The 19,417-nt window shown below is 72.8% G+C and carries 16 protein-coding genes; 12 read left to right on the forward strand and 4 right to left on the reverse strand.

Annotated features, from left to right (window positions below):
- Positions 1-35: 35 nt before the first annotated feature.
- Positions 36-314 carry a PspA-associated protein PspAA gene (pspAA, locus tag ACRAKF_RS11900; RefSeq protein ID WP_447036949.1) on the reverse strand — a complete coding sequence of 93 codons (279 nt, stop codon included), beginning with the start codon at positions 312-314 and terminating at the stop codon, positions 36-38.
- Between the two features lie 48 nt (positions 315-362).
- The gene (locus ACRAKF_RS11905; protein ID WP_447036950.1) at positions 363-1,157 is read right to left on the reverse strand and encodes a PspA/IM30 family protein; all 795 of its coding nucleotides are present in this window, start codon (positions 1,155-1,157) and stop codon (positions 363-365) included.
- Between the two features lie 268 nt (positions 1,158-1,425).
- Here ACRAKF_RS11905 and ACRAKF_RS11910 point away from each other — a divergent pair, with 268 nt between their 5' ends.
- Both ACRAKF_RS11910 and ACRAKF_RS11915 read left to right on the forward strand, forming a co-directional pair.
- Positions 1,426-2,052: a DUF3043 domain-containing protein gene (locus ACRAKF_RS11910; RefSeq protein WP_447036951.1), complete on the forward strand. Its 627-nt coding sequence runs from the start codon at positions 1,426-1,428 to the stop codon at positions 2,050-2,052.
- Between the two features lie 74 nt (positions 2,053-2,126).
- Positions 2,127-2,834: a class I SAM-dependent methyltransferase gene (locus ACRAKF_RS11915; RefSeq protein ID WP_447036952.1), complete on the forward strand. Its 708-nt coding sequence runs from the start codon at positions 2,127-2,129 to the stop codon at positions 2,832-2,834.
- Positions 2,835-2,904: 70 nt separating this feature from the next.
- Here the strand turns inward: ACRAKF_RS11915 and ACRAKF_RS11920 are convergent, their stop codons facing one another.
- Entirely contained in the window at positions 2,905-3,141 is a 237-nt protein-coding gene (locus ACRAKF_RS11920) for a hypothetical protein (protein WP_447036953.1), read from the reverse strand.
- A gap of 101 nt (positions 3,142-3,242) precedes the next feature.
- Between ACRAKF_RS11920 and ACRAKF_RS11925 the strand changes: the two genes are divergently transcribed.
- Positions 3,243-4,451 carry a bifunctional adenosylcobinamide kinase/adenosylcobinamide-phosphate guanylyltransferase gene (locus tag ACRAKF_RS11925; RefSeq protein WP_447036954.1) on the forward strand — a complete coding sequence of 403 codons (1,209 nt, stop codon included), beginning with the start codon at positions 3,243-3,245 and terminating at the stop codon, positions 4,449-4,451.
- Here the strand turns inward: ACRAKF_RS11925 and ACRAKF_RS11930 are convergent.
- Complete coding sequence (locus ACRAKF_RS11930) at positions 4,352-5,608, reverse strand: class I SAM-dependent methyltransferase (RefSeq protein ID WP_447036955.1); 1,257 nt, start codon at positions 5,606-5,608, stop codon at positions 4,352-4,354. The genes ACRAKF_RS11925 and ACRAKF_RS11930 overlap by 100 nt on opposite strands.
- Before the next feature lie 180 nt (positions 5,609-5,788).
- Between ACRAKF_RS11930 and cobT the strand changes: the two genes are divergently transcribed.
- The 9 genes from cobT to aceE all read left to right on the forward strand — a co-directional run bounded on the left by cobT (position 5,789) and on the right by aceE (position 19,329).
- On the forward strand, positions 5,789-6,847 hold the full coding sequence (gene cobT, locus ACRAKF_RS11935; protein ID WP_447036956.1) for a nicotinate-nucleotide--dimethylbenzimidazole phosphoribosyltransferase: 1,059 nt from the start codon (positions 5,789-5,791) through the stop codon (positions 6,845-6,847).
- Between the two features lie 74 nt (positions 6,848-6,921).
- The gene (locus tag ACRAKF_RS11940; protein WP_447036958.1) at positions 6,922-8,751 is read left to right on the forward strand and encodes a phosphatidylglycerol lysyltransferase domain-containing protein; all 1,830 of its coding nucleotides are present in this window, start codon (positions 6,922-6,924) and stop codon (positions 8,749-8,751) included.
- On the forward strand, positions 8,748-9,464 hold the full coding sequence (locus ACRAKF_RS11945; protein ID WP_447036959.1) for a hypothetical protein: 717 nt from the start codon (positions 8,748-8,750) through the stop codon (positions 9,462-9,464). Before ACRAKF_RS11940 ends, ACRAKF_RS11945 begins: the two co-directional genes overlap by 4 nt.
- Positions 9,465-9,538: 74 nt before the next feature.
- Positions 9,539-10,321: an adenosylcobinamide-GDP ribazoletransferase gene (locus ACRAKF_RS11950; RefSeq protein WP_447036960.1), complete on the forward strand. Its 783-nt coding sequence runs from the start codon at positions 9,539-9,541 to the stop codon at positions 10,319-10,321.
- Between the two features lie 146 nt (positions 10,322-10,467).
- Entirely contained in the window at positions 10,468-12,012 is a 1,545-nt protein-coding gene (locus ACRAKF_RS11955; protein ID WP_447036962.1) for a leucyl aminopeptidase, read from the forward strand.
- A gap of 281 nt (positions 12,013-12,293) precedes the next feature.
- The gene (gene lpdA / locus ACRAKF_RS11960) at positions 12,294-13,682 is read left to right on the forward strand and encodes a dihydrolipoyl dehydrogenase (protein ID WP_447036963.1); all 1,389 of its coding nucleotides are present in this window, start codon (positions 12,294-12,296) and stop codon (positions 13,680-13,682) included.
- Between the two features lie 61 nt (positions 13,683-13,743).
- Complete coding sequence (gene sucB / locus ACRAKF_RS11965) at positions 13,744-15,543, forward strand: 2-oxoglutarate dehydrogenase, E2 component, dihydrolipoamide succinyltransferase (RefSeq protein ID WP_447036965.1); 1,800 nt, start codon at positions 13,744-13,746, stop codon at positions 15,541-15,543.
- Between the two features lie 139 nt (positions 15,544-15,682).
- Positions 15,683-16,306, forward strand: coding sequence for a GntR family transcriptional regulator (locus ACRAKF_RS11970; RefSeq protein ID WP_447036966.1), 624 nt, complete (start codon positions 15,683-15,685; stop codon positions 16,304-16,306).
- A gap of 326 nt (positions 16,307-16,632) precedes the next feature.
- Positions 16,633-19,329 (forward strand): pyruvate dehydrogenase (acetyl-transferring), homodimeric type, encoded by a 2,697-nt coding sequence (gene aceE, locus ACRAKF_RS11975; RefSeq protein ID WP_447036967.1) that lies wholly within the window; start codon positions 16,633-16,635, stop codon positions 19,327-19,329.
- Positions 19,330-19,417 lie beyond the last annotated feature (88 nt).

Below are 19,417 nucleotides of genomic sequence, written 5' to 3' on the forward strand. Positions count from 1 at the left end.
GGGCCCTCCGGCCTCAGCCCGGCATCAGCCTGGGATCAGCCCGGGATCAGCCCGTCGTCCGAGAGCATCTCCCGCACCTCGACCAGCGTGGCGTCCGGCGCCGGGAGGATCAGTTCCGAGGGTTCGAGCGCGTCGTCAGGGAGGGGCGTGCCGAGCTCCCGGACCTTGTCCAGGAGCGCGTGCAGCGTCGTGCGGAAGCCGGGGCCGTCGCCGCTCTCGATCTCTTCGAGCAGCTCGTCGTCCAGCTTGTTCAGTTCGGCGAAGTGGCTGTCGGCCAGCTTCACCTGCCCCTCCCCCATGATCCGTACGATCATGTCGTCCTCCTCGGACGTGAGCGATGCCTGCCGTACTGTGTGCCGGGGCTACTGCTTGTCGAAGCGGTGGGGGGTGTCCTGCGGCTGCTGCTGGGCACCCGCCTGGCCGGCGCCGCCCTCGATCGCCTGCTGGGAGGTGCCCCCGGCCAGCTCCGCCTTCATGCGCTGCAGTTCCAGCTCTACATCAGTACCACCGGAGAGGCGATCCAGCTCGGACTGGATGTCGTCCTTGGCGAGCCCGGAGGAGTCGTCGAGCGCACCCGAGGCGAGCAGTTCGTCGATCGCGCCGGCCCGCGCCTGGAGCTGCGCGGTCTTGTCCTCGGCACGCTGGATCGCCATGCCGACGTCGCCCATCTCCTCGGAGATGCCGGAGAAGGCCTCGCCGATCCGGGTCTGCGCCTGGGCGGCGGTGTACGTGGCCTTGATCGTCTCCTTCTTCGTACGGAAGGCGTCGACCTTGGCCTGGAGGCGCTGGGCCGCGAGGGTGAGCTTCTCCTCCTCGCCCTGGAGCGTCTGGTGCTGCGTCTCCAGGTCGGTGACCTGCTGCTGGAGCGCGGCCCTGCGCGAGAGCGCCTCGCGGGCCAGGTCCTCGCGGCCGAGGGCGAGGGCCTTGCGGCCCTGGTCCTCAAGGGTGGAGGACTGCTTGTTGAGCTGGGCGAGCTGCAGTTCGAGGCGCTTGCGGGACGTCGCCACGTCGGCGACTCCGCGGCGCACCTTCTGCAGCAGTTCCAACTGCTTCTGATAGGAGTAATCGAGGGTTTCGCGCGGGTCCTCGGCCCGGTCAAGGGCCTTGTTCGCCTTCGCGCGGAAGATCATCCCCATACGCTTCATGACACCGCTCATGGGCTTCGCGCGCCCCCTTCTGACGGACTTACCAGCTCCAGGTACTGCTCAGAACCCACAGTACGGGCCCTGCATCCATTACCGCACTGTTCGCGTGCGGATGCGCTCATCCCCAAGGACGACTGCGTGCGGTGCCGCTCCGGCGTAAGGAGTAGGTGCACCCCTGTGAGCCGGCTCCGAAGCGGCTGGTACCGCCTGCTACGTCCCATTAGCCACGTAATTCAGGACGCACGGCGTTGCCGGATCGTTCCCCGTCCGGCTGCGGTCCATGCCGCCGCACCCCGTACCCTTGGATTTTGTGTTCCGTAGCCGATCCAAGGAAGAGAAGGCCCCGGCCGCCCAGGCGCCGGTGACCGACTCCAAGTTGCCCCGTGACCCGCAGGCCCCCAAGGGCCGCCCCACCCCCAAGCGCGCCCTGGCCCAGTCACAGCGCCGCAGCGTGACCAATACGCCGACGACGCGCAAGGAGGCGGCGAAGCGGCAGCGCGACGAGCGCCGCGCGCAGATGGCGAAGCAGCGCGAGGCGCTGGCCAGCGGTGACGAGCGGTTCCTGCCCGCCCGTGACAAGGGCCCCGTGCGCAAGTTCGCGCGTGACTTCGTCGACTCGCGCTTCTGCGTCGCCGAGTTCTTCCTGCCGCTCGCAGTGATCATCCTCGTCCTGAGCATGGTCCGCGTGCCCCAGTTGCAGAACGTCGCGCTGCTGCTCTGGCTCGTCGTCATCGTGCTGATCGTGCTCGACTCGGTCGCCACCGTGTTCCGCCTGAAGAAGCGCCTGAACGAGCGCTTCCCGAGCGAGAACAAGAAGGGCGCGGTCGCCTACGCCCTGATGCGCACCCTCCAGATGCGGCGTCTGCGACTGCCGAAGCCGCAGGTCAAGCGCGGAGAGCGGCCCTGAGCGGATTCACCGGCAAAGCCGCCGCCTGGCTCCAGAGGCTGGGCGGGCCGCGCAATGCCGTACGCCAGGAGCTGGTGGCCCGGCAGCTCGACGAGCAGATAGCCGCGCGCTTCCCCGTGGGGCAGCGGCTGCGGGTGCTCGACGTCGGCATGGGCCAGGGGACACAGGCCCTGCGCCTCGCCCGTGCCGGGCACAAGGTCACGGGCGTCGAGCAGGACACCGAGATGATCGCCGCCGCGCGCGCGGCGCTCGCCGAGGAGCCCGAGGGCATCCAGGGACGGGTGCGGATCGTCGAGGGCGACGGGCACCAGACCGGTGTGCACTTCCTGCCGGGCAGCTTCGACGTGGTGCTCTGCCACGGCGTCCTGATGTACGTCGAGGAGCCCGACGCGCTGCTCGCCGGGCTCGCCAGGATGCTGGCCCCCGGCGGGCTGCTCTCCCTGCTCGTGCGGAACGCGGAGGCGCTGGCCATGCGGCCGGGGCTCAGCGGGGACTGGCAGGGCGCCATCGACGCCTTCGACTCCGACACGTACCGCAACCGCATCGGCGTCGACGCGCGGGCCGACCGGCTCGACGCGCTCTCCGCGACGCTGGCGGGGATCGCCGCGCCCCTCCAGGCCTGGTACGGCGTGCGGGTCTTCACGGACACCCTGCGGGACGGCGAGGAGCTGCCCGCGGGGTGGGACTACGAAGCGCTGCTCACCGCCGAGGAGCGCGCGGGGCGCACCGACCCCTACCGCCGGGTCGCCGCGCTGCTGCATCTGTGCGGGGTACGGGACTGACGTCCCCGCGGAACAGCGCGAGGGGCGGCGGCCGTGGTCACGGCCGCCGCCCCTCGTGTGTTCCCGCCGTCTACGCCTGCGCCTCCTCGGAGGCTTCCGCCGCGTCCGCGTGCAGGCTCATCGGGCCGTAGATCTTGTTGGCGTCCTCGAAGAGCGTCACCTGGTCGGCGCCGCCGTCGGCGAGCGCCTTCCAGCACTCACCGATCCAGGACTCGGCGTCGCCCTGCGTGGTGAACTCCTCGGGCTGAACCGCGGGCTGGACCTCCGTCCCGTCCGCCTTCTCGAACCGCCACGTCCATGCCGCCATGTCAGCCTCCCGAAGGTTCCTCGGCGGCCTGAGGACCGCCCGAATCCGCCTGAAGCCTAGCCGGGCGCGCGGCGCCGGACCCGACGCGGGAGGATCTTCGTGTGGAACTGACTCTGCTCGGCACCGGCGCCCCCGAAGGCCTGCCCTCCCCCGGCTGCCCCTGTGCGGTCTGCGCGACCGCGCTCGGCGGCGCGGCGCGGGCCGCCACCGCGCTGCTCGTGGACGGCGTCCTGCTGCTCGACCTCACCCCCGGCGCGGCCTTCGCCGCCGCCCGCGCGGGGCGCACGCTCGGCGGGGTCCGCCAGGTCCTGCTCTCCCATCCGCACGACGGGCCCGCCGTCGACGTCCCGGTGGGCCTCCCCCAGCCGGGGCGCGTCGCCGACGGCCGGGAGCTCGCGCTGCTCACCGGCCACCGGGTGCGCGCGGTGGCGATGGACGCGCCCGGCTCGGGCTACGAGGTGACGGGGCCCGACGGGCAGCGGCTGCTGTACCTGCCGCCGGGCGGCGCGCCCGCCGGGATCGGCGAGGGGAACGGCGGGCGCGCCCCGTACGACCTGGTCGTGGCCGACGTCGTCGGGCGGCCCGACGGGATCGCCCGGCTGCGCGCGGCGGGGGCCTTCGGTCCTGCCACCGATGTGCTCGCCGTGCACATCGGCCACGAGGTGCCGCAGGGCCGGGAGCTGGCGCGCCGTCTCGCGGCGGCGGGCGCGCGGGCCGTGCCGGACGGGACGACGCTCGCCGTCGGCGCCTACGAGGAGGTGCCGGACGTGCCGCGCCGCACCCTCGTGCTCGGCGGTGCCCGCTCCGGCAAGTCGGTGGAGGCCGAGCGGCGCCTGGAGAGCTTCCCCGACGTGCTGTACGTGGCGACGGGCGGGCCCAGGAAGGGCGACGCCGAGTGGGACGAACGGGTCACCCTGCACCGTGAGCGGCGCCCCTCGTCCTGGCGGACGGAGGAGACCTGCGATCTTGAGCCGCTGCTCGCGCGGGAGGGGCCGCCGCTGCTCATCGACTGCCTGTCGCTCTGGCTGACCCACGCCATGGACGAGGTCGGCGCGTGGGACGACGCCGAGTGGTCCTGCGGTGGCGAGCGCGAGCTGCGGCGGCGGGTCGCCGCCCTGGCGCGGGCGGTGCGCGAGACCCGGCGCACGGTGGTCGCCGTGTCGAACGAGGTCGGCTCCGGCATCGTCCCCGCGACCGCGTCGGGCCGCCGCTACCGCGATGAACTGGGCCGTCTGAACGCCGCGTTCGCCGCCGAGTGCGAGCACGTGCTGCTGGTCGTCGCCGGGCTGCCGATGCCGCTGCGCGGTTGATCCGGCCGGGGTGATGACGCGGGCTCTCGGTCGCGGCGCGCGATGACCCGGTAGGTGTTGGCGAAGCCGGTGCGGGTGAGCAGGGGCGGCAGGAGCCGGTCGAGGGCGCCGGCGAGGGCCAGCGGCGGTACGCACGCCCACCACCCGGCCCGCCTCAGCAGGCGCCGGAGCAGGGGCGCGGGCCTGGCGCGCCAGGGGACGTCGCCCTGGGGCAGGCGGCGGTTGAGGACGAGCGCGAGGGCGCCCGCCAGGTCGGTCGGCACGTGGGCCGCGCGGCGGTCGACGGCGACGACGGTGAAGCCGAGCCCTACGAGCTCGGCGCGGAGGTTGGCGAGCGGCATGAGGTGCAGATGCCGGGGCTGGGCGTACGAGGGCCACCAGGCGCCCAGGAGGCCGGCGTAGCGGCACTCGGGGTCGGTGGTCTCGATCATCAGGTGGCCGCCGGGGCGCAGGGCGAGCCGCGCCGCCCGGAGCTCCTCGCGCGGGTCGGGGCTGGTCTCCAGGTGGTGGAACATGCTCACCGCGTCGTAGCGGCCGGCCAGGCGGTGCACGAGTCCGGTGAGGTGGCCCCGGTGGCCCTCCTCGACGCGGCCGAGGCGTACGGCCTCCTCGACGCCGCGCCCCGGGTCGAGCCCGTCGAAGGACGTGTACGGCAGGATCCGCCGGGCGAGGACCGGGAAGCGGGCGGTGCCCGTGCCGACGTCGAGCCAGCACTCGGGCTCGTCGAAGGCCCGCAGGGCGGCGGCCCTGGCGAGGCGGCGCCGGTCGCTCGGACCCGCCCGGAGCAGCCGGTCGGCGAGCGAGGCACCGAGGCCCTCGCGGGGGCCGTACAGGTGGGCGTCCTGGCGGTAGAAGGCCCGGCCCTCGGCGGTCAGGCGGGGGTTGAGGAACCGGTGTGCGCAGGCGGCGCACTGGTCGAGCGTGAAGGTGCCCGGCTTGCGCTGGGCCAGGTCGGTGGAGCGCAGCAGGACCCGCGGCCGCGGGGAGCCGCACCAGGGGCAGTCGGGGCGGCGCGGCTCCTGGAACCGCCCGGGGCCCTGGGCGAGCGCGGCGAGGCAGGCGGAGCGCCGGTCGGCGACGGCCGTGCCCAGGGGACCTGACGTGGCCGGGGCACCTGACGTGACCGTGGCACCTGACGTGGTCGTCGCTCTCGGCATGGTCGTGGCTCCCGGGACAGCGGCATCGGACTTACGACAATCCGGTACATACATGAACGTAAGGGATCGGCGGCGGCCGGGCAATGACGTCACGCGCCCGTGGCGCCACATGTCGTGACCTGGCGTCAGGACCCGGGCCGTCCGGGCACCGCCACCGCCGCTGCCGGTACTGTTCGGCGAATGAGCTCGCTGAATCTCGACGACTTCACCGACCTGATCGAGCGCCCCGACGGCGGGGTGCGCCGCGACGCCGAGGAGCGCAGGGAGCGGCAGACCGTGCCGCCCGGCGGTCTCGGCCGCCTCGACGAACTGGGCGAGTGGCTTGCGGCGGCCCAGTCCGCGGTGCCGGTCAGGACCGTCGAGCGGCCCCGCGTGGTCCTCTTCGCCGGTGACCACGGGGTCGCGGAGCTCGGCGTGTCGGCCCGGCCCGCGGGCAGCGCCGCCGCCCTGGTGCGCGCGGTACTCGCGGGCGAGAGCCCGGCAGCCGTGCTCGCGCGCCGCCAGGAGGTGCCGGTCCGCGTCGTCGACATGGCGCTGGACTGCGATCCCGCCGAGCTGCCCGCGGAGGTCGCGGGGTACCGGGTGCGGCGCGGCTCCGGACGTATCGACATCGAGGACGCGCTGACCGCCGAGGAGGCCGAGCAGGCCCTGCGCGCAGGCATGGCCGTGGCCGACGAGGAGGCCGACTCCGGCACCGACCTGATCGTCCTCGGCGACATCAGCGTGGGCGGCACGACGCCCGCGGCCACGCTGATCGCCGCGCTCTGCGGCACCGACGCGTCCGTGGTGACCGGGCGGGGCGGCGAGGCCATCGACGACCTGGCGTGGATGCGCAAGTGCGCGGCGGTGCGCGACGCCCTGCGGCGGGCCCGGCCCGTCCTCGGCGACCAGCTCGAACTGCTCGCCGCGGTGGGCGGCGCCGACCTGGCCGCGATGACCGGGTTCCTGCTCCAGTGCGCGGTGCGGCGCACGCCGGTGATCCTCGACGGCGTCGTGGCCTCCGCGGCGGCGCTGGTCGCCCAGCGGGTCGCCTTCCGGTCGCCGGACTGGTGGCTCGCGGGGCACGACAGCGGGGAGCCCGCCCAGGCCAAGGCGCTGGACCGCATGGCCCTCGAACCGCTCCTGGCCCACGGGGTGAAGGTCGGCGAGGGTGCCGGCGCCCTGCTCGCGCTGCCCCTGGTGCGGGCCGCGGCGGCCCTGTCGGCTGAGCTGCCCGAGCGCGAGCCGAAAGCGGTATAAACAGGATCAGGAACGCCGAGAAGGGCGTGAACGGGCACAAGGCACCCTGCCGTCGACCCATATGATCCCTTTTCATGGGAGATGAGCAGGCAGCCACCGGGCGACAGCGGCCACGCACCGTCACACAGCGCCGCGCCGCCGGTTTCACCGTCTGGTACCTCCGCGCCGTCACGTTCCTCAACTTCCTGAGCGCGGTCTGGGTCTCCCTCGGACAGGACCTGCGGCAGCACAACACGGAGAACTACTTCACCCCGTACCTGCTGACCGCGGGCTTCGCCTCCGGGGCGTTCACGCTGTTCCTGGCGATCACCATGCGGCGCCGCAAACGCGCCGCGTGGATCCTCAACCTCGTCCTCGGCGGCCTCTTCCTGCTGCTCCTCGCCTTCGCGATGCTCTTCCCCGAGATCCGCGGGTACGCGCAGAACTGGATCTCGCTCGTCCTGACCGCCGCCTTCGTGGCGGCGCTGCTCGTCGGGCGCCGCGAGTTCTACGCGAAGGGCGACCGCGCCAACCCCAAGCTGGCCTCGGTCGTCGCGGCCGGCGGGCTCCTGGTGGCCTCGCTGCTCGCGACGCTGCTGGTCACCGCCACCAACCGCGCCGACGACGACTACCGCTCGTCCTTCCTGGACCGCTGGCGCTACGGCACCATGCGCCTGGTCTCGCTCGCCGCCGACGACGAGCGCTTCGAGGGCATCACCACGCCCGGCTGGGCCAACGTCTGCGTCAACATCCTGAGCACGCTGCTGCTCTGCGCCGTCCTGTACGCGGCGTTCCGCTCCCGCAGGGCCGTCGACCCGCTCTCCGCGGAGGACGAGGAGCGGCTGCGCGCCCTGCTCGCCCGGCACGGCGAGCGCGACTCCCTCGGCTACTTCTCGCTGCGCCGCGAGAAGAGCGTCGTGTGGTCGCCGACCGGCAAGGCCGCCGTCGTCTACCGCGTCGTCGGTGGCGTCTCGCTGGCCTCGGGCGACCCCATCGGCGACCCGGAGGCCTGGCCCGGCGCGATCGGGCCGTGGCTCGCCGAGGCCCGCGAGCACGGCTGGCTCCCCGCCGTGATGGGCGCGAGCGAGGAAGCGGGCACGGTCTACGCACGGCACGGCCTCGACGCCCTGGAGCTGGGCGACGAGGCGATCGTCGTCACGGCCGCCAGGGGCGGAGCCCCTCAGGAGCACTTCACCCTGGAGGGGCGGGCCATGCGCACCGTCCGGCAGGCGTACAACCGCGTGAAGCGCGCGGGCTACCGGGTGCGCGTCCGGCGGCACGAGGACATCCCGGACGACGAGATGGCGTACCTCCTGAAGCGTGCCGACGACTGGCGCGACGGCGCCACCGAGCGCGGCTTCTCCATGGCGCTCGGGCGGCTCGGCGATCCGGCGGACGGGCGGTGCGTGATGCTCGAATGCACGGACGCCGACGGCGCGTTGCGGGCGATGCTGTCCTTCGTGCCCTGGGGCCCGCACGGGCTCTCCCTCGACCTGATGCGGCGTGACAGGGACTCCGGGAACGGCCTGATGGAGTTCATGGTCATCGAACTCCTCCAGCACGCCCCGGAGATGAAGATCACTCAGGTCTCGCTCAACTTCGCGATGTTCAGGTCGGTCTTCGAACGTGGCTCCCGGCTCGGTGCGGGCCCGGTCCTGCGCCTGTGGCGGTCGCTGCTCGGCTTCTTCTCACGGTGGTGGCAGATCGAGTCCCTGTACCGCGCCAACGCCAAGTACCGGCCCATCTGGGAACCCCGCTTCCTCCTCTTCGAGAAGAGCGGCGATCTGCCGCGCATCGGCATCGCCGCCGCCCGCGCGGAGGGCTTCCTGGAGGCGCCGGGCCCGGCGAAGGGGGCCCGCCCTGTCGGAGCGCGGCCGAGGACCCGGGGACGGCCGCACCGCGAGCAACTGGAGTCGAGACGATGAACCCCCTGGCCCGCGGCGCCCGCGCCGAGTGGGGACCGCTTCTCTCCACCGTGCGGGACGCCCTCGTCACCCGGCGCCTACGGGCCGTGCCCATGACGCTCGCGGCGGTCTGCCTCACCGCGGCCTTCCAGTACGTGCAGAACCAGCCCTGGGGCTACGGGTTCGTCCAGAACGTCGGCTCGGTGCGCGCCGACGACCCGCTCTGGCTCGCCCTCGTCCGCACCCCGCTCTCCCTCTTCGTGCCCGCGCTCGACCTGCCGGTGTGGGGCGCACTCGTACAGATCCTGCTCGTCCTCGGCATCGCCGAGATCTGCCTGGGCCGGTGGCGCGCGCTCCTGATCGGGTACGTGGCCACCCTCGCCGGCACGCTCTACGCGCGCGTGGGCGTCGCCGTCGGCCCCGACCACCCGGCCGGGCTCCCCGGCTCCGACGCGCGGGTCGTGGACACCGGCCCCTCGGCCGCCGTGGTCGGCCTCGCCGTGTACGTGTGCCTGCGGTACGGGGCGTACTTCACGGCGGCACTCGTGGCCGCCCTGATGGTCTGCGAGCTGGTCGTCAAGAACAACCTCGCGGGCAAGGAGCACCTGGCGGCGATCGCGGCCGTGCTCGTCCTCCGCGCGCTCACGCCGCCGCGTCACCGGTGCCGCGGCGACGGGTGTTCCGCGTCCGCCGACGACCTCGCGTCGGGCGAGAAACCCCCGCTTCAGCCCTGAAGCCGCCGACCAGCGTCAGGCCCCCCGGCGGGCGGGCCGAGGGCCGGGCGGTCCCACCGGGGTAGCCTTCGCCGGTGCCAAGAACCTCCGCCGCCGATGGCCTGCGCTTCGCCTTCGGCACCCTCACCGCGCTCCCCGTCAGGGTCACCCGCTGGGACCGCGCCGCCGCGCGCGGCGGCATGCAGTGCGCGCCCCTCGCGGGCCTGGTGGTCGGCCTCTGCGCGGCGGGCGTCGGCGGCGCCCTGACGGCGCTCGGCGCGGGCCCGCTCCTGGCCGCCGTCGCGACCGTCGCCACCCCCGCCGCCCTCACCAGGGGCCTGCACCTCGACGGGCTCGCGGACACCGCCGACGGCCTCGGCAGCGCGAAGCCCGCCGAGGACGCGCTGCGGATCATGAAGCAGTCCGACGTCGGCCCCTTCGGCGTCATCACCCTGCTCTTCGTCCTGCTCGCCCAGGTCGCCGTCCTCTTCCAGCTCTACGACGCGTCCTGGGCCCACGGCGCCGTCGCCGCCGTCGTCTCGGCCGCCGCGGCCCGCCTGGCCCTCACCCTGGCCGCCCGCGCGGGCGTCCCCCCGGCCCGCCCCGAGGGGCTCGGCGCCGCCGTCGCCGGGGTCGTGCCGCGCGGCGGGGCGCTGCTCGTGACCGCGGCCGTCGTGTGTGGGGCGGCGGCCTCGGGCGCGCTGCTCGGCCCGTACGGCGTCGTGCGTGCCGCGGCGGCCGTGGTCATCGCCGTCGTGGCCGCCGAGCTGCTGCTCAGGCACTGCGTACGACGCTTCGGCGGTGTCACGGGAGACGTCTTCGGCGGCCTCGCGGAGACGGCCGCGACGGCCGCCCTCGTGGTGCTCGCTCTCGGCTGACACCAGGCCGGCCCGTGCCTCCGCGCACCCGACAGCGTGCCGAATACACACAGTGAGGCGCACCGCAGCGTTCACGGGCGTAGGCTCGCGACGGGCTCACCACCCCACAGCCCGCCCAGAACTCACTGAAAGAGGACCTCACCACCGTGACTGCTCTGACTCTCAGCACCGCCGTCGCGTCCGGCCTGCGTGCCGACGCGATCGTCGTCGGTGTCGCCAAGGGCTCCGGCTCCAAGGGGGCCCTGGTCGTCGCGACCGGCGCCGAGTCCGTGGACAAGGCGTACGACGGCAAGCTCGCGTCCGTCCTGGAGACCCTCGGCGCCACGGGCGGCGAGGGCGAGGTGACGAAGCTGCCCGCGCCCTCCGGCTTCAAGGCGCCGGTCGTCGTCGCGGTCGGCCTCGGCGAGGTCCCGGAGAAGGACGAGACGTACGGCACGGACGCCCTGCGCCGCGCCGCCGGTGTCGCCGCGCGCGCCCTGACCGGTTCGAAGAAGGCCGGGTTCGCGCTGCCCGTCGAGGACGCCGGGGACATCGGTGCCCTCGCCGAGGGCGCGCTGCTCGGCGCGTACTCCTTCACCGCGTACAAGGACTCGGGCGACGCCAAGGGCAAGAAGAACGGCAAGGACGCCAAGGCGCCGCTGGCCGAGGTCGCCCTGCTCGGCGGCAAGCCGCGCGACAAGGCGTACAAGGCCGAGCTGGAGCGCGCCGTGGCGGTCGCCGAGGAGCTCAACCGCGCCCGCGACCTCGTCAACACCCCGCCGAACGACCTCGACCCCGAGGCCTTCGCCGCCGTCGCCACCGCGGCCGCCAAGGAGCACGGCATCAAGGTGCAGGTGCTCGACGAGAAGGCCCTCACCAAGGGCGGCTTCGGCGGCATCCTCGGCGTCGGCGCCGGCTCGGACGCCCCGCCGCGCCTGGTGAAGCTCTCGTACACGCACCCCAAGGCCGAGAAGCACCTCGCCTTCGTCGGCAAGGGCATCACGTACGACTCGGGCGGCATCTCGCTGAAGCCCGCCGGTCACAACGAGACCATGAAGTGCGACATGGCCGGTGCCGCGGCCGTCTTCGCCGCCGTGGTCGCCGCCGCGCGCCTCGGCCTCCAGGTGAACGTCACCGGCTGGCTGGCGCTCGCCGAGAACATGCCGTCCGGCTCCGCGACCCGCCCCGGCGACGTCCTGCGGATGTACAGCGGCAAGACCGTCGAGGTCCTGAACACCGACGCCGAGGGCCGTCTCGTCCTGGCCGACGCCATCGCCAAGGCCTCCGAGGAGCAGCCCGACGCGATCGTCGACGTGGCGACCCTGACCGGCGCCATGATGGTGGCGCTCGGCAACCGCACCTACGGCATCATGGCCAACGACGACGCCTTCCGTACGTCGGTCCACGAGATCGCCGAGGAGGTCGGCGAGCCCGCGTGGCCGATGCCGCTCCCCGCCGACCTGCGCAAGGGCATGGACTCCCCGACCGCCGACATCGCCAACATCGGCGACCGGATGGGCGGCGGCCTGGTCGCCGGCCTCTTCCTCCAGGAGTTCGTGGGCGAGGGCATCACCTGGGCCCACCTCGACGTCGCGGGCCCGGCCTTCCACGAGGGCGCGCCGTTCGGCTACACCCCCAAGGGCGGCACCGGCACCGCGGTCCGCACCCTGGTCCGCCTCGCCGAGCGCACCGCCGCGGGCGACCTGGGCTGACCCGGACACCCGGCGCGGGGCCCCGGACGTGCCGACGTCCGGGGCCCCGCGCGATTTCGCCCTCGACGAAATCCGCATGTCCGTACGCGCGGACAGGCGCCCGGACGGGCGTAGGGCGTCTCACGGCCCGGCCCGGCGTCCCGTCTCGCGCCGACAAGTGCGAAGATGGGTTCTCGGCAGGACAGGGCCCCCACCACAGGGCCGAAACAAGAGCGGCCGATACCAGCCGCCGCCCGGTCATCGCCGACCGGCGTACGGCGCACATGCATGGAGGACGTGACGTGGCGAACGACGCCAGCACCGTTTTCGACCTAGTGATTCTCGGCGGCGGTAGCGGCGGTTACGCCGCGGCGCTGCGCGGAGCGCAGCTGGGCCTGGACGTCGCCCTGATCGAGAAGAACAAGCTCGGCGGCACCTGCCTGCACAACGGATGCATCCCGACGAAGGCGCTGCTGCACGCCGGCGAGATCGCCGACCAGGCGCGCGAGGCCGACCAGTTCGGCGTGAAGGCCACCTTCGAGGGCATCGACATGGCGGCCGTCCACAAGTACAAGGACGACGTGATCTCGGGCCTGTACAAGGGCCTCCAGGGTCTCGTCGCCTCCCGCAAGGTGACGTACATCGAGGGCGAGGGCCGGCTCTCCTCGCCGACCTCCGTCGACGTGAACGGCCGGCGCGTCCAGGGCCGCCACGTCCTTCTCGCGACCGGCTCCGTGCCGAAGTCGCTGCCGGGCCTGGAGATCGACGGCAACCGCATCATCTCCTCGGACCACGGCCTGACCCTGGACCGCGTGCCGAAGTCCGCGATCGTCCTGGGCGGCGGCGTCATCGGCGTCGAGTTCGCCTCGGCGTGGAAGTCCTTCGGGACCGACGTCACGGTCATCGAGGGCCTCAAGCACCTCGTGCCCGTCGAGGACGAGAACAGCTCCAAGCTTCTTGAGCGCGCGTTCCGCAAGCGCGGCATCAAGTTCAACCTCGGCACGTTCTTCGAGAAGGCCGAGTACACGCAGGACGGCGTCCGCGTGACCCTCGCCGACGGCAAGACCTTCGAGGCCGAGGTCCTCCTGGTCGCCATCGGCCGCGGCCCGGTCTCCCAGGGCCTCGGGTACGAGGAGCAGGGCGTCGCCATGGACCGCGGCTACGTCCTGGTCGACGAGTACATGCAGACCAATGTCCCGACCATCTCGGCCGTGGGCGACCTGGTGCCGACCCTCCAGCTCGCGCACGTCGGCTTCGCCGAGGGCATGCTGGTGGCGGAGCGCCTGGCCGGTCTCAAGACCGTCCCGGTCGACTACGACGGCGTGCCCCGGGTGACGTACTGCCACCCCGAGGTCGCCTCCGTGGGCATCACCGAGGCCAAGGCCAAGGAGATCTACGGCGCGGACAAGGTCGTCGCCCTCAAGTACAACCTCGCGGGCAACGGCAAGAGCAAGATCCTCAAGACCGCGGGCGAGATCAAGCTCGTCCAGGTCAAGGACGGTGCCGTGGTCGGCGTCCACATGGTCGGCGACCGCATGGGCGAGCAGGTCGGCGAAGCCCAGCTGATCTACAACTGGGAGGCGCTGCCGGCCGAGGTCGCCCAGCTCATCCACGCCCACCCCACGCAGAACGAGGCGATGGGCGAGGCCCACCTGGCCCTGGCCGGCAAGCCGCTGCACTCCCACGACTGATCCTTCAGTCATCGGGCGCGACGACCAGACTTCCGCAATTCGTTAAGGAGCAACCGAAACCATGGCGGTTTCCGTATCCCTTCCGGCGCTCGGCGAGAGCGTCACCGAGGGCACTGTCACCCGTTGGCTGAAGGCCGAGGGCGAGCGCGTCGAGGCCGACGAGCCGTTGCTCGAGGTCTCGACCGACAAGGTCGACACCGAGATCCCCTCGCCGGCCGCCGGCATCCTGGCCTCCATCAAGGTCGCCGAGGACGAGACCGTCGAGGTCGGCGCCGAGCTGGCCGTCATCGACGACGGCTCCGGCGACGCGGGCGGCTCGGCCGCCCCCGCCCAGGCCGAGGCCCCGGCCGCCCCCGCCCCCGAGGCCCCGAAGCAGGAGGAGGCCCCGGCCGCCCCCGCGCAGCAGGAGGCCGCTCCGGCCCCGTCCGGCGGCGCCGCCGAGGGCACCGCGGTCACCCTGCCGGCGCTCGGCGAGTCCGTCACCGAGGGCACCGTCACGCGCTGGCTGAAGGAGGTCGGCGAGGAGGTCGCGGCCGACGAGCCCCTCCTGGAGGTCTCGACGGACAAGGTCGACACCGAGATCCCCTCGCCGGTCGCGGGCGTGCTGCTCGAGATCGTCGTGGCCGAGGACGAGTCCGCCGAGGTCGGCGCCAAGCTCGCCGTCATCGGTGCGCCCGGTGCCGCTGCGGCCCCGGCCAAGGAGGAGGCCCCGGCCGCCCCCGCCGCCGAGACCCCCGCCCCGGCTCCGGCTGCTCCGGCCGCCCCCGCGGCCCCGGCTGCCGCCCCCGCCGCTCCGGCCGCGCCCGCCGCTGCCGCCCCGGCCCCGGCTCAGCCCGCCGCTCCGGCCGCCGCCCCCGCGGCTCCGGCCCAGCCGGCTCCCGCCGCTGCCGCTCCGGCAGCTCCGGCCGCCCCGGCGCAGGCCACCCCGGCCGACGACGGCGCCTACGTCACCCCGCTGGTGCGCAAGCTCGCCTCCGAGAACGGCGTGAACCTCTCCGAGGTCACCGGTTCCGGCGTCGGCGGCCGCATCCGCAAGCAGGACGTCATCGCCGCCGCCGAGGCCAAGAAGGCCGCCCCGGCCCCGGCCCCGGCCGCACCGGCCGCCGCCTCGAAGGCCCCGGCCCTGGAGGCCTCCCCGCTGCGCGGCCAGACCGTCAAGATGACCCGCATGCGCAAGGTCATCGGCGACAACATGATGAAGGCCCTGCACTCGCAGGCCCAGCTCACCTCGGTCGTCGAGGTCGACATCACCAAGCTGATGAAGCTGCGCGCCAAGGCCAAGGACGCCTTCGCCGCCCGCGAGGGCGTCAAGCTCTCCCCGATGCCGTTCTTCGTCAAGGCCGCCGCCCAGGCACTGAAGGCCCACCCGGTCGTCAACGCCCGGATCAACGACGACGAAGGCACCATCACCTACTTCGACGCGGAGAACATCGGCATCGCCGTCGACGCCGAGAAGGGCCTGATGACCCCGGTCATCAAGGGCGCGGGCGACCTGAACATCGCCGGCATCTCCAAGAAGACCGCCGAGCTGGCCGGCAAGGCCCGTGGCGGTGGCCTCACCCCCGACGACATGTCGGGCGCCACCTTCACGATCTCCAACACCGGCTCCCGCGGCGCCCTGTTCGACACGGTCATCGTGCCGCCGAACCAGGCCGCCATCCTGGGCATCGGCGCCACCGTCAAGCGCCCGGTGGTCATCAACCACCCCGACCTCGGCGAGACCATCGCCGTACGGGACATGACCTACCTCTCGCTCTCCTACGACCACCGCCTGGTCGACGGAGCCGACGCCGCCCGCTACCTGACCGCCGTCAAGGCGATCCTGGAAGCCGGCGAGTTCGAGGTCGAGCTCGGCCTGTAACACCGCGGCGCGAGACGTTGTAAGACTCGTCTCATCAGCGCGTACGCCCCCGTCCGGAGTCCTCCGGGCGGGGGCGCAGCCGTATTGTCTAGGGGTCACACGCCCTTGGGGCCCCGATGCCCCCGCCGGAGGAGCCCTCATGACCGCGCCCGTTGTCCACTCGCTCCGCGACCAGATCCGCGAGCACATCGTGGAGGGGATCGTCAGCGGGCGCTGGAAGCCGGGCGAGCGGATCGTGGAGCGTCGCATCGCCGTGGAGCTGGAGGTCTCGCAGACCCCGGTGCGCGAGGCCCTGCGGGAGCTGGAGACGCTGCGGCTCATCGAGTCCGCGCCCAACAAGGGCGTACGGGTGCGGAATCTGACCGCGGCCGACCTGGAGGAGAGCTACCCGGTCCGCGCGGGCCTGGAGGCGATCGCCGCCGAGCTCGCGGCCGAGCGTCTCGCCGAGGACTGCTCGGCCCTCGAACCCCACGTGGCGGCCCTCTACGAAGCCGACCGCGCCGCCGACGGCACCGGGCAGGTGCGGCACACGGTCGCCTTCCACCGCGAGATGGTGCGGGCGGCGGGCAACTCCGTCCTGCTGCACACCTGGGAGGGGCTCGGCATCGAGGTCTTCACCGCGCTCTCCATCCGCTGGCTCGGGACGGTCCAGCAGTCGTACGCGGAGGAGCACGAGGCGCTGGTCTCGGCCTTCAGGGAGCGCGATCCCGCCATCGCGGAGCTGGTGAAGTCCCACGTCCTCGGCTGCGCTCCGCGCGCCTGACCTCTCCGGCCGCGCGCATAGGTCCCCCTGGGGCGCTCATAGTCCCCGTGGGGCGCTCATACGCGCTCTCATATGTGCGCTCAGACGCACTCCCACCTGCACCGATCCTTCAAATCGAAGGCACGCGGTGCCCACTTTCATGGCACCGGATGCCGACTTTCTTCATCTGAAGAGATTTTTCCCTTCAAGCTTTGATCGATCATCGATCACGGGATTACAGTCGACGACGGGCTCTGACCCGAGCCTCACGCCCTGTCCTGCCAGACAACGGGCACCCCCACCCCTTACCGAACAGGGGACCCCCTCCGACTCAGGAAGGCGGCGCAATGACCGACCCCTCCGCAATCCAGCCGAGCGAGCTCGACCAGCTCCCGGACCGCGACCCCGAGGAGACCGCCGAATGGCAGGCCTCCCTGGACGCCGTTACCCAGGCGGCCGGGCCGCACCGTGCCGCGTACCTGATGCGCCGCACGCTGGAGCGCGCCGAGGGCGCGGGCCTGGCGCTGCCCAAGCTCCTGGAGACCGACTACGTCAACACCATCCCCACCTCCGCCGAGCCGTCCGTCGACGGTGACGAGGAGATGGAGCGGAAGATCACCGCGTGGAACCGCTGGAACGCGGCCGCGATGGTCACCCGCGGCGCCAAGCACGGCGTCGGTGGCCACATCGCCACCTTCGCCTCCGCCGCCTGGCTGTACGAGACCGGCTTCAACCACTTCTTCAAGGGCAAGGAGGGGGACGGCTCCGGCGACCAGCTCTACATCCAGGGCCACGCCTCCCCCGGCATCTACGCCCGCGCCTTCCTCGACGGCCGTCTGAACGAGACGCACCTCGACAACTTCCGGCAGGAGGCGGGCGGCAACGGTCTCCCGTCCTACCCGCACCCGCGCCGTCTCCCCTGGCTGTGGGAGTTCCCGACGGTGTCGATGGGCCTCGGCCCGCTGTCGGCGATCTACCAGGCGCGCTTCAACCGCTACCTCACCAACCGCGGCATCAAGGACGTCTCCGCCTCGCACGTGTGGGCGTTCCTCGGTGACGGCGAGATGGACGAGCCCGAGTCGACGGCGGCCCTCGCACTGGCCGCGCGCGAGGGTCTCGACAACCTCACCTACGTCATCAACTGCAACCTCCAGCGCCTCGACGGCCCGGTCCGCGCCAACTTCCGCGTGGTGCAGGAGCTGGAGGCCCAGTTCCGCGGCGCCGGCTGGAACGTCATCAAGGTCCTGTGGGGCAACGCCTGGGACGAGCTGTTCCAGCTCGACACCACGGGCGCCCTGGTCCGCCGCCTGCGTGAGGTGCCGGACGCGCAGTTCCAGACGTACGCGACGCGTGACGCCGCCTACATCCGCGAGCACTTCTTCGGCTCCGAGCCCGCCCTCGTCGAGCTGGGCAAGCTGCTCAGCGACGACAAGATCAGCGAGTGCTTCCACCTCTCGCGCGGCGGCCACGAGGCCCGCAAGGTCTACGCGGCCTACCGTGCGGCGCTCACCCACACGGGCGCGCCGACCGTGATCCTCGCGCAGACGGTCAAGGGCTTCACCCTCGGCAAGGGCTTCGCGTCCAAGAACGCCAACCACCAGATGAAGAAGCTGTCGGTGGACGAGTTCAAGGACATGCGCGATCTCCTGGAGCTGCCGATCCCGGACAGCGCGTTCGTCGACGGCCAGGTGCCCTACGGCCACCCCGGCGCCGACTCCCCCGAGGTCCGCTACCTCCAGGAGCGCCGTGCGGCCCTCGGCGGCCCGGCCCCGGCCCGCCGCACGCAGCCGCTCGCCCCGCTGCCCGCCCCGGCGGACAAGGCGTTCGCCGCGTTCGACAAGGGCTCAGGCAGCCAGTCGATGGCCACCACCATGGCGTTCGTACGCCTGGTCAAGGACCTCGTACGCGACAAGGAGACCGGCAAGCGCTGGGTGCCGATCGTCCCCGACGAGGCGCGCACCTTCGGCATGGAGTCGCTCTTCCCGTCCCTCGGCATCTACTCGCCGAAGGGCCAGACGTACGAGCCGGTCGACCGCGACCAGCTCATGTACTACAAGGAGGCCACGGACGGCCAGATCCTCAACGAGGGGATCACCGAGGCCGGTTCCATGGCGGACTTCATCGCCGCGTCGTCGTCGTACGCGACGCACGGCGAAGCGATGATCCCCTTCTACATCTTCTACTCGATGTTCGGCTGGCAGCGCACGGCCGACCAGATGTGGCAGCTCGGCGACCAGCTCGGCCGCGGCTTCCTCGTCGGCGCCACCGCCGGCCGTACGACGCTGACGGGCGAGGGCCTCCAGCACGCCGACGGCCACTCGCCGGTGATCGCCGCGACGAACCCGGCCGCCATGTCGTACGACCCGGCGTTCGCCTACGAGATCGCGGCGATCGTCAAGGACGGTCTGCGCCGGATGTACGGCGACGCGGCCCCCGGTGAGGACCGGGACGTCTTCTACTACCTCACCGTCTACAACGAGCCGATGCCGCAGCCCGCGAAGCCCGCGGGGGTGGACGAGGGCATCATCAAGGGCCTCTACCGCTTCAACACGGCCGAGTCCGCGGGGCTCTCCCCCGCTGCCAACGCCTCGCGCATCCAGCTGATCGGCTCGGGAACGGCCATCCACTGGACGCTGGCCGCGCAGAAGATGCTCGCCGAGGAGTGGGGCGTGGCCGCCGACGTGTGGTCCGCGACCTCCTGGACCGAGCTGCGCCGCGACGCCCTCGATGCGGACGAGGCGATCCTGCGCGGCGAGGAGCGCACGCCGTACGTGCGTACGGCGCTGGAAGGTGCCCAGGGCCCGGTCCTGGCCGTCTCCGACTACATGCGCCAGGTCCCGGACCAGATCGCCCAGTGGATCGAGCAGGACTACTCCTCGCTCGGCGCGGACGGCTTCGGCCTCTCCGACACGCGCGACGCGGCCCGTCGCCACTTCGGCGTCGACGCGGAGTCCATCGTGGTGGCGGCGCTGGCCCAGCTCGCCCGCCGCGGCGAGGTGCCCGCTTCCGCGGTGAAGGAGGCCCGGGCGAAGTACGGGCTGTGATCCTGCCCCCGTACCGGTCCGCGTACCGGCCCGCCCCTTAGCGGCGGATGTCGTTCCACCCACCCGTTCACCCCCGTACCGGGGGCGG

Source organism: Streptomyces sp. DSM 118878, assembly GCF_052936595.1.